This is a genomic window from Hafnia alvei (genome assembly GCF_964063325.1).
Classification (GTDB): domain Bacteria; phylum Pseudomonadota; class Gammaproteobacteria; order Enterobacterales; family Enterobacteriaceae; genus Hafnia; species Hafnia alvei_B.
The window spans coordinates 3,183,728-3,200,074 of record NZ_OZ061315.1 but is presented as its reverse complement, the minus strand read 5'-3'; the positions used below and the strand labels follow the sequence as shown (position 1 = coordinate 3,200,074).

The 16,347-nt window shown below is 49.6% G+C and carries 16 protein-coding genes; 11 read left to right on the top strand and 5 right to left on the bottom strand.

All coding sequences use genetic code 11. The features are described 5' to 3' along the window. Positions 1 to 83 precede the first annotated feature (83 nt). From phsC to hutH, 4 genes are read right to left on the bottom strand one after another with little or no spacing between them, the layout of a single operon-like run. Positions 84 to 1,742 carry a thiosulfate reductase cytochrome B subunit gene (phsC, locus tag AB3Y96_RS15200; RefSeq protein WP_367299596.1) on the bottom strand — a complete coding sequence of 553 codons (1,659 nt, stop codon included), beginning with the start codon at positions 1,740 to 1,742 and terminating at the stop codon, positions 84 to 86. A gap of 9 nt (positions 1,743 to 1,751) precedes the next feature. Beyond that, positions 1,752 to 2,168, bottom strand: a complete 417-nt coding sequence (locus AB3Y96_RS15195) for a cytochrome c3 family protein (RefSeq protein ID WP_072310609.1) — start codon at positions 2,166 to 2,168, stop codon at positions 1,752 to 1,754. A 1-nt stretch (position 2,169) separates the two neighbouring features. Beyond that, positions 2,170 to 3,747, bottom strand: a complete 1,578-nt coding sequence (locus AB3Y96_RS15190) for a flavocytochrome c (RefSeq protein ID WP_367299595.1) — start codon at positions 3,745 to 3,747, stop codon at positions 2,170 to 2,172. After that, on the bottom strand, positions 3,740 to 5,428 hold the full coding sequence (gene hutH / locus AB3Y96_RS15185; RefSeq protein ID WP_367299594.1) for a histidine ammonia-lyase: 1,689 nt from the start codon (positions 5,426 to 5,428) through the stop codon (positions 3,740 to 3,742). The genes AB3Y96_RS15190 and hutH overlap by 8 nt, the downstream gene beginning before the upstream one ends. Positions 5,429 to 5,751: 323 nt before the next feature. Here hutH and ccmA point away from each other — a divergent pair, with 323 nt between their 5' ends. The 10 genes from ccmA to mlaA all read left to right on the top strand — a co-directional run bounded on the left by ccmA (position 5,752) and on the right by mlaA (position 13,834). Continuing rightward, positions 5,752 to 6,372 carry a cytochrome c biogenesis heme-transporting ATPase CcmA gene (gene ccmA / locus AB3Y96_RS15180; RefSeq protein ID WP_072310612.1) on the top strand — a complete coding sequence of 207 codons (621 nt, stop codon included), beginning with the start codon at positions 5,752 to 5,754 and terminating at the stop codon, positions 6,370 to 6,372. After that, positions 6,369 to 7,028, top strand: a complete 660-nt coding sequence (gene ccmB / locus AB3Y96_RS15175; RefSeq protein WP_040045539.1) for a heme exporter protein CcmB — start codon at positions 6,369 to 6,371, stop codon at positions 7,026 to 7,028. The genes ccmA and ccmB overlap by 4 nt, the downstream gene beginning before the upstream one ends. A 208-nt stretch (positions 7,029 to 7,236) precedes the next feature. Beyond that, on the top strand, positions 7,237 to 7,992 hold the full coding sequence (locus AB3Y96_RS15170) for a heme ABC transporter permease (protein WP_072310613.1): 756 nt from the start codon (positions 7,237 to 7,239) through the stop codon (positions 7,990 to 7,992). Continuing rightward, complete coding sequence (gene ccmD, locus AB3Y96_RS15165; protein WP_040045541.1) at positions 7,992 to 8,231, top strand: heme exporter protein CcmD; 240 nt, start codon at positions 7,992 to 7,994, stop codon at positions 8,229 to 8,231. The genes AB3Y96_RS15170 and ccmD overlap by 1 nt, the downstream gene beginning before the upstream one ends. Next, positions 8,228 to 8,734 carry a cytochrome c maturation protein CcmE gene (gene ccmE / locus AB3Y96_RS15160; protein ID WP_040045542.1) on the top strand — a complete coding sequence of 169 codons (507 nt, stop codon included), beginning with the start codon at positions 8,228 to 8,230 and terminating at the stop codon, positions 8,732 to 8,734. Before ccmD ends, ccmE begins: the two co-directional genes overlap by 4 nt. Further along, entirely contained in the window at positions 8,731 to 10,704 is a 1,974-nt protein-coding gene (locus tag AB3Y96_RS15155) for a heme lyase CcmF/NrfE family subunit (RefSeq protein WP_072310614.1), read from the top strand. The genes ccmE and AB3Y96_RS15155 overlap by 4 nt, the downstream gene beginning before the upstream one ends. Beyond that, a complete protein-coding gene (locus AB3Y96_RS15150) occupies positions 10,701 to 11,252 on the top strand; it encodes a DsbE family thiol:disulfide interchange protein (RefSeq protein ID WP_004092781.1) in 552 nt (183 codons plus the stop codon). Before AB3Y96_RS15155 ends, AB3Y96_RS15150 begins: the two co-directional genes overlap by 4 nt. Continuing rightward, the gene (locus AB3Y96_RS15145) at positions 11,252 to 11,737 is read left to right on the top strand and encodes a cytochrome c-type biogenesis protein (RefSeq protein ID WP_072310615.1); all 486 of its coding nucleotides are present in this window, start codon (positions 11,252 to 11,254) and stop codon (positions 11,735 to 11,737) included. The genes AB3Y96_RS15150 and AB3Y96_RS15145 overlap by 1 nt, the downstream gene beginning before the upstream one ends. Before the next feature lie 2 nt (positions 11,738 to 11,739). Beyond that, positions 11,740 to 12,951: a c-type cytochrome biogenesis protein CcmI gene (gene ccmI / locus AB3Y96_RS15140; RefSeq protein ID WP_072310616.1), complete on the top strand. Its 1,212-nt coding sequence runs from the start codon at positions 11,740 to 11,742 to the stop codon at positions 12,949 to 12,951. 121 nt (positions 12,952 to 13,072) lie between these two features. Continuing rightward, positions 13,073 to 13,834 carry a phospholipid-binding lipoprotein MlaA gene (mlaA, locus tag AB3Y96_RS15135; protein ID WP_072310617.1) on the top strand — a complete coding sequence of 254 codons (762 nt, stop codon included), beginning with the start codon at positions 13,073 to 13,075 and terminating at the stop codon, positions 13,832 to 13,834. A gap of 253 nt (positions 13,835 to 14,087) precedes the next feature. Here the strand turns inward: mlaA and fadL are convergent, their stop codons facing one another. Continuing rightward, positions 14,088 to 15,410, bottom strand: a complete 1,323-nt coding sequence (fadL, locus tag AB3Y96_RS15130) for a long-chain fatty acid transporter FadL (RefSeq protein WP_072310618.1) — start codon at positions 15,408 to 15,410, stop codon at positions 14,088 to 14,090. A gap of 405 nt (positions 15,411 to 15,815) precedes the next feature. On the opposite strand from fadL, the gene AB3Y96_RS15125 reads away from it, so the two are divergent. After that, a complete protein-coding gene (locus AB3Y96_RS15125; protein WP_072310619.1) occupies positions 15,816 to 16,112 on the top strand; it encodes a YfcZ/YiiS family protein in 297 nt (98 codons plus the stop codon). The last annotated feature ends 235 nt before the right edge of the window (positions 16,113 to 16,347 follow it).

Sequence of the window (16,347 nt, the reverse complement as noted above, 5' to 3'; positions counted from 1 at the left end):
TAGGTAGTTATTTTAGAAATAAAGAAGCCAAAATGTATCATTTTGGCTTCTCATTGTTTACCTAAGACTACGTGGTTTATAACCTATTTTTCTTTCCGACTGCGATGAAAACCATCAATCATACCTTTAACCAGTGAGGTTAAGGTATGGCCTGTGGTGCAGAGATAAAGATGTATCGGGATAAACATGACCATAACCAGCGCCAGCGCATAGTGCAAATATGCAATAACCTGTTTCCCAGGCCAAGCTAATATTTTATTCGGTGAATAGCTTGGGAAGAGCATGAATAAGCCAGTTACAATAAATAAAGGGAAAATAATAAACATAATCCCAATGTAGCCTAGTTGCTGCAAAATATTAAACTTACTCTGTTGACTCGCATGCTCTGGGTGTGGCTCTGAAAGAAAAATACCCAACAAGTAATAGCGTGTTTGTCGATAAATTCGGGTAAGTATCCCTTGCCAATGAATGCGGTAATGCTGGCCATTTCCTGAAAGTATCGTAGCAATAAATAGGCACCAAATGATGCAGAGCGTGAGCCCAGCAATATTATGAATATTGACCCAAATAGGGAATCCTTTTGCTACAAAGTGCATTGCGATGCCGCTTATCAGCAAAATAATACAGCACAAAGCATTGAGCCAATGCCAGCAACGAACCAACAGAGTATAAAGATAGACCTTGTCTTCTTCGGCCATTTCATCGCTATGGGGTGATAATTTTTTTGCAATGATGCGCCCTAGTCCGTGGCATATCAGCAGGCTTAATAAACCGACTAACGCGTAAACATAAGGTTTATCCCAATGACTACTGCCGTTGTTGCCAATCATGTAGGTGTTATTGAATAGTGTCCCTTGAACAATTTTTACCGGTTCTGCTTTTGTGCCGGCTTTATTTAGGGCAGCCAGTTTTTTTCGTATCTCAGCGTCATTAAACCAGCCTTTGCCAAGTAAGCTTCCCGCCGTGGAGGCAAACAGAGGTAAGGCGGTTTTTTGCCGAGCGGCGAGTAGGGAAGAGTCACTATGGCATTGTTTGCAGGTAACCATTTCAGATGCAGGCAAGATTTTGTGTAAAGTACTATCGTCGGCCGCAACGTGGCAGTCTATACAGCGCAAGCTGGCTAAATGCTGTTCAGGGTAAGGGAGCATGCTGTGTGCCAAATCCTGATCGGTAGAGGATTTCCCTTTGGCTAGCTGGGTATAAACGTTCGCTCTCGAATGGCAGTTGATACATGATTGATTACTTTTAGCGATCTGCGTGCTATTGGGGTAAGAGATCTCCCCGCTGTGCATGGTATGTGCGTTGTGGCATGCCGAACAGGAAAACTGCCCTTGTTCAATTTTTTGTTGGTGCACGCTCGCATTTTCGGCGGCGATGGTGTCATGTAAAACGAGCGCATGGCAGTTTTCGCAGCCCGTATCTTGTTGCGGTGCTAATTGATGCGGTGTGACATCAAAGCCCTGAGTGTTTGGTGCGCTTCGATGACAAGCAATGCAGGGGAGCCCACCATGAACGCTTTCTTGGTAGTCAGTGCTGGAAAGTAATAATTTGCCGTGTGGTTTAGACGTGACAATGCTGTGAATATCCGTATCAGCATGGCAGTTCAGACACGATTGGTTTAATTGAGTCACCGTGGTCGAAAGTGAAGGTGTTGTTTCAGCCCAGACATACATTTGTGAAAATATGAGTATCGCGAAAAGCAGACATCGCTTTATCTGATTTTTCAAAGATAAATGGGTCATGGCGATCCCTTAAGGTTTCATGTTGGGGTATTTAAAAAGATGGCAGCTGTTGCAATAAATCTCTGAGGGCTTGTGCTCGTTATGGCACATGGTGCAAGAAGCATCTTTACCATAGTGCATGGAGTCATGCGGGTTAGGCTCCGCATTTTTATCTTTGGGATCGGGCGTGGTTAGCGCCGCTATTTGATCGCGTGAGCCGTGACAATTAAGGCAATTATTGTCATCTGGAGCAGAAACGGGTGTTTTCGTGCCGTGGCACAGTTGGCATGAATTGTCTTTTCCCATTGCTTCTAGCGTTTGATGATAGGGTTTGGCATGCATGCTGTTGAGCTTGTTGTGAAAGAGCGTTTCCGCATCAGACGCGTTGCAGTTTTGGCTTAGGCAACCCATTACCATAGTGATGAAGATTAAAAGTATTTTCGTCATTTTAGACATCCTTGTCGTTGGCTAGGAAATCATTGCTTGGGTTTGCTGAACCGGCGCTTGCACCTGCAATACGACCAAAAACCAAACAGTCAGCAACGGCACAGCTGCCTAATCGGCTGCCTCCGTGCGAGCCGGCGGTTGCTTCTCCTGCCGCATAGAGTCCCTGAATAGGGGCGCTGTCGGCTGCGTTCAATACCTCCGCCTTTACGTTTATTTTGACGCCGCCCATGACATAGTGAACTTTTGGCCAAACTCTAACAGCGACAAAAGGCCCGGGAGCTAATAGGACTGCACGGCTGACGTCCTTATTCATGCGGTCGCCGCCTTTGCGTTCCACCGCTGCGTTATATTCGTCAACTTCTGCCTGCAGCGTGGCGTAGGGCATGGCAAAGTGGTCTGCTAATTGTTGCAACGTATCAAATTGCCAAGCGACATTGTAATGCAGCGCATGTACTAGGCTTTGGGCCTGTTTGGCACCTTCTAAGGTGGTAAAACAGATCGGATAGAGAGGATTTCCCTCTTTATCTACTTGAGCCAAAATGCCATCTTCGCGCTCTTTACGATCCGCCAATTCGTTAGTAAAGCGTTTGGCGGTTCGTGGGTTAACCATAATCCCGTTGGGGAATCCTGAAATGGTGTTGAACTGAGATACGTAGCCAAACCCCTTTTCGTCAGGTGATGACCACGGGCCGAGTTGGATCAGATCAAGCTGAACAGGAGTTGCGCCAATACGTAACATTTGCACCAGACATTCAGCGGTCGCACCTGGGTGGTTAGTGGAATCGACGCGCTCATCCAGCCGCGGATTTTGCATTTTTCTAAAGCGTAAATCGTTTGAGAAACCGCCAGAGCACATCACCACGCCGTAACGAGCGCCATAGTGGCGAACGTCCCCACTGCTTTCATCTGGGAATCGATAGCCGTCACGTACCGTGATACCGATGACCCTGCCTTGCGCATTTTGATTAAATCCCAGTAACTTGCAGCGTGTAAGAAATACCACTCCTAAGGTCATGGCTGAGTGCTTTAATGGCATCACAATTCCTGCACCGGAACTTTCTACCGTTTGCAGTGTTCTTGGGACAGAGTGCCCGCCAAAGTGTTGTACAAAGGGCTTATAGACCACGCCATGTTGCAACGTAAACTCGTAGGCTGCGGTGGTGTTATTAACCAGAATCATGAGTTGTTCTTTGTCGTTGAGCCCACGACCTGCTTTCAGCATGTCTTTGTACATAAGTTCTGGTGAATCGCTGATGCCTTCTTTTTGCTGCAGCGGGGAGTTAGCCACGGCGACTGCGCCGCCGTTAATGGCAGAGTTGCCTCCACATACAGGCATTTTATCAATGACTAAAACGGTTCGACCAAGTTTGACAGCCTCAAGCGCTGCTGCCAGTCCGGCAAAGCCACTGCCAACGACGATAACGTCATAAACGCGGTGATAACGGATGCTTTCTTCATTGCTACACGTGTTTGGCGCTGCATTGGCAGAATGGGAAAAAGCCGCAAAAGCGGCTCCGGTCGTCAACAGCGTCCCTTTAGCAATGAAGGCCCGGCGAGAGTTGTTGATTTTATTATTCATTGTGCCCCCAGCGATTCAGCGGTAGCGCAGGATATGCTGCCAATAGGCGAGATGAGTTTTCGATGTCATCGCTGTAAATTCGATCTTTATCTACGAACTTTACTTTTCCACGGTAGGCTGAATAGAGCTTATTGGTTTGTTCACCGAGTTTGAGGTCAGGGTTTTTATGCTTGCGTAAGTCGATGGCTTGGCTAGCATGCAACAGCTCAAGGCCGTAGATATAGCGTGTATCTTCTGCAATTTGCGTGAGTCTGGTTGAAGCCAGCTGGTTGTTGGTATAGGTGTCTTCTATGCTGCCCGCCATTGGCTGACCGTCTAAGGATACTGGGTTGATCAGTGAGTGAATGTCGGTAAGCATAGCTATCTGTGGTTTCTGAATAGCGCCAAAAGCGTGACCGTTATTCTCTTCTGCAGCCAGAAAACGGCTCAGACCAGTAAAATGATCGTCAGAGAGGTGCAGCGTTCTTTGCACGCTATTATGAGCTAAGTGCCCCACGGCGACGGATAGGTTTTGGATAGCCAGCGTTAGTGGGAGGGGCTCAAAGTTAGACGTTGGGAAGATTGCGCCACTGACTTTGCCTTCCTGAACGTAGTATTGTGCAACCTGACTATTATCTATCAACGACTTATCAGCATTGACGATGACCGCAGGGTTATCATCTGAGCTGTTCATCTGGATGGATAGCATCTGATAGGCTTCGGCCCACTCTTTGCGCGCTTCATTGAGAACAAATACCGTGGTTCGATAGGAGAGAGGGTCTTGTAACGCGCGACCATCTTGGTGCTGCCAAAGGTACGAGCCTTTTAATGCAGAACGTATCGATTTCGCTGTGTCCTGCACGCCAGGGAATGGGCGCACGCTCAGGCTTTGTTCCAGAAAGGGAGCAACGTTGCCGTTGAGACCTTCCAGAGAGAGTCCAAAGAGTTCGGGGGTGACATTAATTATCTGTTGGGTCGCGAGTAGGGCCTGTGCAGAGTAGGCCGCAGAAATGGCGTTGGTTGATAAAATTGATAGTGCATCTTTGCCGATAGGTTCTAATTTTGTTATTCCAGCTTGTTGTAAGGCGCTAGCGGCATCCTGCTCGTGGCCGTTTACATGAACACGCCACTCTCCCATCATGACGTCGCCGATATGAGAGGCAAGGGTAATGTCAGCTTCTCCTACGGTTCCCCGTGAAGGGACGACGGGAGTAATATGTTTATTGAGCAACTGTTGGTACAGTGTGGCTACCTGTGGCTGTGCCCCGGTTTTTCCTACCAGTAAGGTATTCAAGCGGATCACCATCGCCATGCGCACCAGTGCGTCCGGCATAGCAGGGCCAATACCTGCGCCGTGGGCGCGTAATGCGTTAATATTGAATGCTTTTGATGCTGCGATGGCTTCAGGGGTGAGTTTGCCGTGGGTATCAAACAGCGATTTGTCTTTATTTAATCCAACGCCTACGGTTAAGCCATAAACGGGAATGCCTTTACCGGCTGCCGCCATTAATAAATGGTTTGCGTCCTCAACTTTCTTCATTGCCGCAGGGGCAATTTTTACCTCTGCATTTGCATAGGCGATGTTCCATACATCGTCTAGCGTAAGTGTTTGCCCATCTAACGTAATCCCTGAGTTGGCTGACCATGCCGCTGGTGAAGCAAGTAGTGCCGCAGACGTAAGTGCTAATATCGATTTTTTCATTATGATTTTCCTATCATGATTCTCCTGTTGGAATCGCAAAATCATAAAGGGCAATGGCGGGCAAAAAATTTGAATTACGCTCAGCATTTTTTGTGTCATTTTTTGATATATCAAAAATTAACGCAAAAATTGACCTATGGCAGATTAAGGCTTACGTGGGGAGATAAATATGGCGATGCAACTTATGTTTTGACGGCGTGTGGTTATTGATTTGAACCACAATTTTACCTCTATGTAGGTACGTTTCGCACAGGCTGCGGGGTACGAGCTGTTATAGGCTTATGATATGATGTGCTATCTCGATTTTAGGAATACATTCTTCGATGCTGAATATCTCCCTACTAACCTGTAGCCGTGACGAGCGAGTGCTGTTTAGCCAGCTTAGTTTTCAGGTTAATCCGGGTGAAATGGTGCAAATTGAAGGCCCTAATGGGGCAGGAAAGACCACGTTGCTGCGGATGATTGCCGGGCTGTCTCAACCGGAAAGTGGCGATATTCAGTGGCAACAAAAATCTATTCGTAAACAGCGCGAAGAGTATCAACAGCAGATGATTTATCTTGGTCATCAGGCCGGGGTGAAATCGGTGTTAACACCGTTTGAAAACCTCGCGTTCTACCAAGAAATGCAGGGCGATAATAATCAAGATGCGATTTGGGACGCACTGGCTCAGGTTGATCTTATTGGCTATGAAGACGTTCCCGTTGCTCAGCTTTCTGCCGGGCAACAGCGCCGAGTTGCGCTGGCGCGGCTTTGGCTGAGCAACGCAAAACTCTGGATCCTAGACGAACCGCTTACCGCCATTGATAAATCTGGCGTTGCCAAGTTGATCGCATTGTTTGAGCAACACACGCGGTCGGGAGGCATTATTTTGCTGACCACGCATCAGGATTTGGATTATCGCATGCGTAAATTGCGCCTAAGCGGAGAGGAAACGGCACGATGATCATGACCGTTTTGCGCCGCGAGCTGAAAATTGCTTTTCGCAACGGCGCTGAAATTATCAACCCGCTGTGGTTCTTTTTGATCGTCATTACGCTCTTCCCATTAAGTATCGGCCCTGAACCCCAGCTGTTGGCGCGTATCGCACCCGGCGTGGTTTGGGTCGCGGCTCTGCTGGCGGCGTTACTATCGCTCGAGAGATTATTCAAAGACGATTATCTGGATGGCACGCTAGAGCAACTGATGCTCACCCCGTCGCCGCTGGCGTTAACGGTGTTGGCAAAAGTCTTTGCGCACTGGTTGGTGACCGGATTGCCGCTGCTTATCCTTTCTCCGTTAGTGGCGCTATTACTCTCTTTTGACATGGCAACGTGGTGGGCGGTGGCATTAACGCTGTTACTGGGTACGCCTACCTTGAGCTTTATTGGCTCGATTGGCGTTGCATTAACGGTTGGGTTACGCAAAGGCGGCGTTTTGCTGAGTTTGTTGGTGCTGCCGCTTTATATACCTATCCTTATTTTTGCGACGTCTGCGATTGATGCGGCTTCGATGGGGATGCCTATCGGTGGGTATTTAGCCATCTTGGGGGCGATGCTGGCGGGAAGTATCACGCTGTCGCCTTTTGCCGCGGCAGCCGCGCTTCGCGTTAGCGTGCAATAGCCCATTCGGTAAAGCCGAATTCAGCTATTTACAAAACCTTTTTGTTTGTCGCTAGCAACATGCGTCAAACTAACAATTAAAGATGTATGGCGGTATCAAAGTAGATTGTCTGAAAAGAGCCTGCAAGCAGTAGAAGACAGCGCCTTTTTGTGGGGTTTCGGCAGTGACGCCGAGACAATAATTTTTCGTTTTGTGAGCATAAATCTCAATGTGGAAATGGCTTCATCAGCTTGCCAAGCCTGAGCGGCTTTATCATCTTTGCGGTAAGTTCGTCCCGTGGCTTGGATTAGCCGGGGCGGTATGCCTGTTAGTCGGTTGGATCTGGGGTTTTGGCTATGCGCCGTCAGATTATCAGCAGGGCAACAGCTATCGCATCATGTACATCCATGTGCCAGCGGCTATCTGGTCGATGGGGATCTATGCCTCGATGGCGATTGCGGCGTTCATCGGTTTGGTCTGGCAGATGAAAATGTCCGATCTGGTGAGTGCAGCCATGGCACCGGTTGGCGCGGTGTTTACCTTTATTGCGCTGGCGACAGGATCGGCTTGGGGTAAGCCGATGTGGGGAACGTGGTGGGTTTGGGATGCTCGTTTAACCTCCGAACTGGTGCTGCTGTTCCTCTATTTAGGCGCCATTGCGTTGTATAACGCCTTTGACGATCGCCGCACTGCCGGTCGTGCCGCCGGCATTCTGGTGCTGGTTGGCGTGGTCAATCTGCCGATTATTCATTTCTCCGTTGAGTGGTGGAATACCCTGCATCAGGGTTCGACCAATATGCAAAATACCATTGATCCCAGCATGCGCTATCCGCTGCGTTGGGCAATCTTTGGTTACCTGTTTTTCTTTATCACCTTAACGTTGATGCGTTTACGTAATTTAATTTTACTGCAAGAGCGTCGGCGTCCTTGGGTGAATGCGTTAGTGAACCCTCGCCTAAAAAATCAGCCTAAGGAGCGTTCCTGATGAGTCCTGCATTTTCCTCTTGGCAAGATTTCTTCGCGATGGGCGGTTATGCCTTTTACGTTTGGCTTTCTGTTGCCGCAACGCTTATCCCATTACTTTTATTGGTTTGCCATACCCAGTGGCAACGCCGCCAAATTTTGACTGAAGTTCGCCGCCATCAGGCGCGCGAACAGCGAATTAAACAAGCGCAGGGTCAGCAGCGCGCTTCGTCAGCTTCACAAGGAGAGCAATCATCATGAACCCACGTCGTAAGAGTCGCCTCTATCTGGCCATTGTCGTTTTACTCGGCTTAGCAGTGACGATCACTCTGGTGCTTTATGCATTGCGCTCGAATATTGACCTGTTTTATACCCCGACGGAAATCCTGCAGGGTAAAGGTGAAAATCATGAGAAGCCTGAAGTGGGCCAGCGTTTGCGTATTGGCGGCATGGTGATGCCTGGTTCGGTGAAGCGCGATCAGCAAAGCCTGAAAGTCTCATTTAAAATCTACGATGCGCATGGCGCTATTGGTGTGACCTACGAAGGCATCTTGCCGGACTTGTTCCGTGAAGGGCAGGGCGTGGTTGCACAAGGCGTGATGGGCGAAGACAACGTGGTGCACGCCAAAGAAGTATTGGCAAAACACGATGAAAAATATACGCCACCTGAGGTAAAAGAAGCGATGGAGCAAAACCATAATCGCCCAGCTGATTCTTATCAGCAGAATAGTGGCAATGCGAATGCGGGGAGCCCGCAGTCATGATCCCTGAAATTGGCAATTTCCTGCTATCGCTCTCATTAGCGCTTTCCGTATTGCTGAGCATTTATCCGCTATGGGGTGCTGCGCGGCAAGACGTGCGTATGATGTCGGTGGCGCGGCCATTGACCTATGGCCTGTTCTTTAGCATCGCGATTTCATTTGGTTGTTTGGTGTATGCCTTTATTACCAACGACTTTACGGTTTCCTATGTGGCGGCAAACTCAAATACCCAGCTTCCGGTCTATTACCGCATCGCGGCAACCTGGGGCGCACATGAGGGATCGCTTCTTCTCTGGGTGCTGTTGTTAAGCTGTTGGACGCTGGCCGTGGCGCTATTTAGCCGCAGCATGCCGCAGGACTCAGTGGCACGCGTGCTGTCAGTGATGGGGATGATTAACGTCGGCTTCCTGCTGTTCATTATTCTCACCTCCAATCCCTTCACGCGTACGCTACCGAACTTTCCTATTGACGGCAGCGATCTGAATCCGCTGTTGCAGGATATTGGCCTGATTTTCCATCCTCCGTTGCTGTATATGGGCTACGTTGGATTCTCGGTCGCCTTTGCATTCTCCATTGCTTCACTGATGGCAGGGCGTTTAGATACCGCATGGGCGCGCTGGTCACGTCCGTGGACGATGGCAGCCTGGATTTTCCTCACCATGGGCATTGTTTTAGGTTCTGCGTGGGCCTATTACGAACTGGGATGGGGCGGCTGGTGGTTCTGGGACCCGGTAGAAAATGCCTCTTTTATGCCATGGCTGGCGGGTACGGCGCTGCTGCACTCGTTGGCAGTAACCGAAAAACGCGGGACCTTCAAAGCGTGGACGGTACTGTTGGCCATCACCGCGTTTTCGCTGTGTCTGTTGGGGACGTTCCTTGTGCGTTCCGGCGTATTAGTTTCCGTGCACTCTTTCGCTTCCGATCCGGCGCGTGGGATGTTCATTCTGGCCTATCTGGTGATCGTTATCGGTGGCTCACTGCTGCTGTATGCGGTGAAAGGTGCTCAGGTGCGCAGCCGTACGCAGCATGAGGTGTTTTCACGCGAAACCTTCTTGCTAGGAAACAACGTGCTGTTAGTTGCCGCCATGCTGGTGGTGCTGTTAGGGACGCTGTTGCCGCTGGTACATAAACAGCTTGGCTTGGGCAGTATTTCCATCGGTGAGCCTTTCTTTAACTCGATGTTTACTTGGCTGATGGCGCCGTTCGCGCTGCTGTTGGGCGTTGGACCGTTGGTGCGCTGGCGTCGTGATGAACCGGCTAAGTTCTGGAAACGTTTGTTGGTTGCGATGGTTGTGACCGTGATCCTTTCCGTGCTGCTGCCTTGGCTGATGCAGGACCGCGTTGAAGGTATGACGGTAGTGGGTCTGCTGATGGCATTCTGGGTCGTGATCCTTACGCTGATGGAATTGCACGAGCGCGCTACGCATCGCTACGGTTTCTGGAAGGGGTTGACCAAGCTGCCTCGCAGCCACTGGGGCATGGTGTTAGGTCATTTAGGCGTTGCCGTGACGGTGATCGGTATCGCTTTCAGTCAAAGCTACAGCATCGAGCGCGATGTGCGCATGAAATCCGGCGATAGCGTAGATATTCATAATTATCACTTCGTGTTCCGCGATGTGCATGACATCAAAGGCCCGAACTATACCGGCGGCGTGGGCATCATTGATGTTACGCGCGACGGCAAGCCAGAAGCCACGCTGCGTGCAGAAAAGCGCTATTACGCAACTGCGCGTAGCATGATGACCGAAGCGGCCATTGACGGCGGTTTAACGCGCGATCTGTATGCGGCCTTGGGTGAAGAACTCGATGACGGCGCGTGGGCTGTACGTCTTTATTACAAGCCTTTTGTGCGCTGGATTTGGTACGGCGGCGTGCTGATGGCGATCGGCGGCGTGTTATGCATGCTCGATCCGCGCTATCGCTCAAGCCGTAAAGAAAAGGCAGAACCAGAGAAAGCGGAGAAAACAGCATGAATCGCAAGCTGCTCTTTATCCCGTTAGTGTTATTTATGCTGCTGGTGCTGGCGTTTGTTATCCAGCTACAGCGCAACGCGGGTGGGGAAGATCCCACCATGCTGGAATCTGCGCTGATTGGTAAACCCGTTCCTGAATTCAAGTTAGAATCGCTGGATCAGCCGGGTAAAACCTTTGACCAAAGCGTGCTGCACGATGGTAAACCCATGTTGCTGAACGTGTGGGCGACATGGTGCCCAACCTGCTATGCCGAGCATCAGTATCTGAATAAGCTGGCGGCGAAAGGGATCCGCGTCGTTGGGCTTAACTATAAAGACGATCGCCAGAAAGCGGTCAAATGGCTGAATGATTTGGGAAATCCCTATGCGCTAAGCCTGTATGACGGCGACGGCATGCTGGGGTTGGATCTCGGCGTTTATGGCGCTCCTGAGACTTTCCTGATCGATGGCAACGGTATCATTCGCTACCGCCATGCGGGCGATCTCAACGATCGCGTATGGCAACAAGAGATCGAGCCTTTATATCGCCAATATGAAGGAGCTAAATAATGCGAATGCTACGATTTGCTAGCGCACTGGCGGGCATTATGCTTTCGGTAAGCGCGTGGGCGGCCATTGATACCTATAGCTTCAAAAGCGTGGAACAAGAGCAGCAGTATCGCGAGTTAACCGAACAGCTGCGCTGTCCAAAATGCCAGAACAACAGCATCGCTGATTCTAACGCTATCATCGCCTCCGATATGCGTCAGAAAGTATATGAATTGATGGAAAAGGGCTATACCAACAAGCAGATCACCGAGTATATGGTGGCGCGCTATGGCAATTTCGTTACCTATGAGCCGCCGCTAACTGCAGCGACCATTATTCTTTGGGCAGGCCCTGCGCTGTTTGTGTTACTGGGCGCTATCGTGGTGATTACCCGAGCACGCCGCCGCCGTCCTAACGAGCCTGAGGTTTCTAGCCGTGAAACGCTCAGCGAAGCCGAGAAACAACGTTTAAACCAGCTACTTAACGACAGCGACAGGGAACATTGATAATGGCATTTTGGTTGATAGTTTTAGTATTGTTGATTATCGCTGCTGCATTATTGCTGGTTCCAGTGCTACGTCAGCCTCAGCGAGATCTACCGGAAGATCGCGATCGCCTTAATACGCGTTTTTACCATCAGCGTTTGAAGGAGCTTGAGCAAGACGAAGAACAGGGCGTGGTGGCTGAACGTCAGGTGATGATTGAAGAACTGCAGCAAAATCTGCTGTCTGATGTTCCTGATGCGCAGGCGGAGAGAGCTGAACCGTTAAACCGTTGGGTTTTACTGCCGGGCGTGGTTATTTTGGTGCTAATTTCCGTTGGTTTTTATCTTAAAACCGGCGGTCTGGCGCAGGTTCAGGGCTGGAATTTGGTGATGAGCGAAATGCCTTCCCTGCGTGAGCGCGTGATGAATGAAGATAAGCAGCCGCTAACTATGGAAGAGATTGCACGTTTGGGATTAGGTCTTCGCACCGAGCTGCAAACCGATCCGCGTAACGTGGCTGACTGGGTGATGTTAGGCCGTATCGGTATGGCGCTGAATAACGCGACGACCGCGACACAGGCGTTTTCCCATGCTTATCAATTAGCGCCGAATGAGCCGGAAGTCGCATTGGGCTATGCAGAAGTGCTCACTCGCTCCAACGATCCTGAAGACAATAAGCAAGCTGCTGATATGCTGGGCAACATGATGGCGCGCAACCATCAAGATGTGCGAGTGCTTAGCCTGCTCGCCTTCAATGCTTTCGAGCAGGGTGACTATAAGAAAGCAATCGGTGCGTGGGAGATGATGCTGCGCGTGTTGCCGGAAAATGATAGCCGTCGCGAAGTATTAAAGCGCAGTATTGAGCAAGCCAAAGCGCAGTCTGGAGAGGATAATACGCAGCTGAGTGTTACGATTAATCTGTCACCGGATGTCGAACGCCAATTACCGCCAACGGCGGTGCTGGTTGTTTCGGTAACCGATGGCGTCGCGCCAATTCCTGTTGCGGTTAAACAGCTGCCTTTGGGGCATTTCCCGGTGAAGGTATCGCTATCCGATGCTAACGCTATGATGCCAGAGCGTTTGCTTTCGGCACAAAAGCAGGTGAAGGTGCGTGCGCGGATCTCTCGAGACGGTTTAGCCAATCCACAGCCGGGCGACTGGTTCGGTGAAAGTGCGGTTATGCCCTATAATAAAGAGAGTCAGATTAGCTTACAGATTGATCATCAAGTACCATAAATCGTCTGTTGCAAAGACCTAAGCATCAGGGCATAAGAACGATCAGAATAAAATATGAGGATCGCTGAGGGCAGCGTTAATTTTCAGCCTGTTATCAGCGGTCCCTTTTCATGGAGAAGATATGAAACTTCGGCTGACAGGAGTGGCTCTGGCAAGCGTATTGCTGGCTGGGTGTGCGTCTAACTCATCAAAACCAGAAGCTCAGGGGCGATCTGACCCGTTAGAGGGTTTTAACCGCGCGATGTTTAGCGTGAACTACGACTATCTGGATCCGTACGTACTGCGTCCTGTCGCCGTCGCTTGGCGAGACTATGTGCCCGTACCTGCACGAACCGGTATCTCGAACTTCACGAGCAACCTCGAAGAACCTGCCAGCATGGTGAACAGCTTCCTTGAGGGCAAGGTTTACGATGGCTTCGTGCACTTTAACCGTTTCTTCCTGAATACCATCTTAGGTATGGGTGGCTTCATTGACGTTGCCACGATGGCGAATCCTAAGTTAGCGAAGCAGGAACCACACCGTTTTGGTAGCACGCTAGGCTATTACGACGTGCCTTATGGCCCGTATGTTGTGCTTCCGGGTTACGGCAGCGTGACGCCGCGCCAGGATGGCGGCGACTACGTTGACTATCTGTATCCAACGCTAAGCTGGCTGACATTCTGGATGTCTGCGGGTAAATGGATGATTGAAGGTATCGAAACACGTGCACAGCTGCTGGATTCTGATGGCCTGCTGAAAAACTCTTCGGATCCTTATCTGTTTATGCGTGAAGCCTATTTCCAGCGCTACGATTTCTTGGCAACCGGCGGTCAGTTAACTGCGCCAGTCAATCCGAATGCGGCTGTGATTCAGGATGAATTGAAAGATATCGATTCAAACTGATGCTGAGCTTGATGTGAAAAAAGCGCCTAAGGGCGCTTTTTTTGTGTCTGAAGTTTGTGTTACGCCTAATAAAAACGCGGCCAGAAGGGTAATGCTGGTTACTTAAGCATGATTTTAGGGGAAGTACACCGATGGGGTCGTAGCAGCTTTCGCTGCCGGAGTGCCCCGCGGTGTACTAGCCCCGTGTATCTCGATCTCTTAAACGCTCGGCATTATCCAGAAGGGCGCTTTTAGATAGCGATGCGTTTTAAAATTAGAACGCGTAGTTGAAGTTAGCACCGTACAGCCATGCTTTACCTTCAGACTTGAACTCGTATGGACCTTCATTGATGGTCACTTTCGAGCCGTGCATATAGGAAATACCTACGTCAACAGAAGCGTCTTTGTTGAACGCATAGCTGGTACCCGCACTGATCCATGCACGATCCTGATCGGGAATCGAGATAGAACGAGTGCCGGCTGGTACTGGGCTATCATCGAATGCGATACCGGTACGGAAGGTCCAGTTGTCGTCGTAGAAGTAAGTGGTACCAATCGCGATGCGGTAAGCATCTTTGAAGCCTTCATCTTTATAGAACAGCGTCTGACCGTTAGAGCCTTTCGCTTTCAGCTCTTGGAACTGGCTCCAGCTGGTATATGCCAAGCTGTAGTGAACGGCCCATTGTGGTGCCACTTTGTGGTAACCAGAGACTTCCCACATTTCAGGCAGGTTTAAAGTCAGAGAACCCGGTACGGTTCTGCCATCGGTACCCGCTGGTAGACCAATCATTGAGCCAATACCGTTCAGAGCGGATGGCAGGTCGCTTTTGTAATCGCCATCGAAGTCGATTTTAACTTCTGAACGATAGGTAAAGCCGAAGCGGTTGTTTTCATCTACTTCATAAAGGATACCGGCGTTCCAACCAAAGCCCCACTCATCACCTTTCAGGTGGCTTATCTGAGTATTGGCAGGGATTTGCGCGATTTGACCCGCAACAGGCGGTGGCAGCTGGCCTGAACCGGCAATCAGCAGCGGTAGGTCACCTGCGTAGCGGTCAATCTTAGCTTTGGCATAGACAGCATCAAAGCCTAAACCGAAGCTGAAATGTTCGTTGGCACGGTATGCTGCACTCAGATTCAGGTTAGCAGTGGTCAGGTCGGTAGTACCGCCCATGGAGCCTGCTGCGTAGTTGTCGTTAAACTCGGTTGCCAGACCATAGTTAGAGGTGACAGACGCGCCGACGGCCCATTGGTCGTTGATCGGCTGCACGTAATGGAAGTTAGGTACCCACGCGGTTGGTGCAATGTTTTTCGCGTTCAGGCTTTGACCGCTTGGAGAACGACCAGAGATATCAACATCTGGGTCGATAAATACGCCGCCGATGGACATCGCTGGGCGATCGTACATGCTCAATAGTGCCGGGTTGCGGCTGGCAGATGCCGGAGTATCTGCGATGGCGCCTTCACCGGAATAGGCTCGGCCCAAGCCAGCGGCTGAGAACTCATTCAGCTGGAAACCAGCGGCATTGACGTTTGATGAAAGCAGTGCCACTGCTGCAGCTAATGCTGACTTAGTAAACAGGTTTTTCTGGCGCATGACCGAAACCTCATTATTGTGTGTTTTATTTAAACTATGTTACGTACTGTAACAAGGAGCGCGGATTGTAGGGTCCGAGTTCGATCTGACAAATCAGACCAGTGAGCAGAGTATAGGTCTGACCTCTCGGTATGTTGCAAGAATGTTTATTGAATATTTCATAAATGATTCAAGAAAAGAGATCTTCGTAACAAAAAACAACGGAACTAATAAAGAATTGATTACAAGTGCGAAGAAATAACCGCCAAATAATGTGATTTTGCTCACTTAATGTCATTCATCTGGCATATCGCTAGTCTCTGTAGTGGGAGAGGAGTAAAATACCCACAGTTTTTATATTTTTTGAGCCAGATCATAATTGGCGATATAAAGAGGGGTTCATTCCCCATCGAGGAGATGATTGAAATGACTGATGCTATTAAAAAATGCAGTGCACAAGAAACAGCCGCTTGCTGTTGCGTTGATGTCGGCACCATCATGGATAACACCGACTGCACCGCATCCTATAGCAATGTATTTGCTACGGAAGCTGATGCGAAAGCCATGCTGGAACAGCTGACACAAAAAGCACGTGGTATTGAATCCGATCCATGTGAAATCAAGAGCAACATCGCTAAAACAGCAGAAGGCTATGCGCTGACCGTTGATTTTGCTTTTGCCTGCGAAGCTGAAACTCTGATTTTCCAACTGGGCCTGCGTTAATCGCATCGCGTTAGTTGGTCGTATTATAAGCGTGGCTTAGGCCGCGCTTTTTTTATATTCAAATAAAGATTCTAGTGCTGCTGTATTTCTATTTTTATCCTTGCATATATTCACGGAATTTATTATTTCCTCGAAATCCATTTTCCTCCTCCCGCATTCTCCTCGAATAAGAAACCTGCTTCTGTTCTCAGTTCTTACGTTTTGTTGTTTGCTAAATGTAAAAATTGAGTTAAGA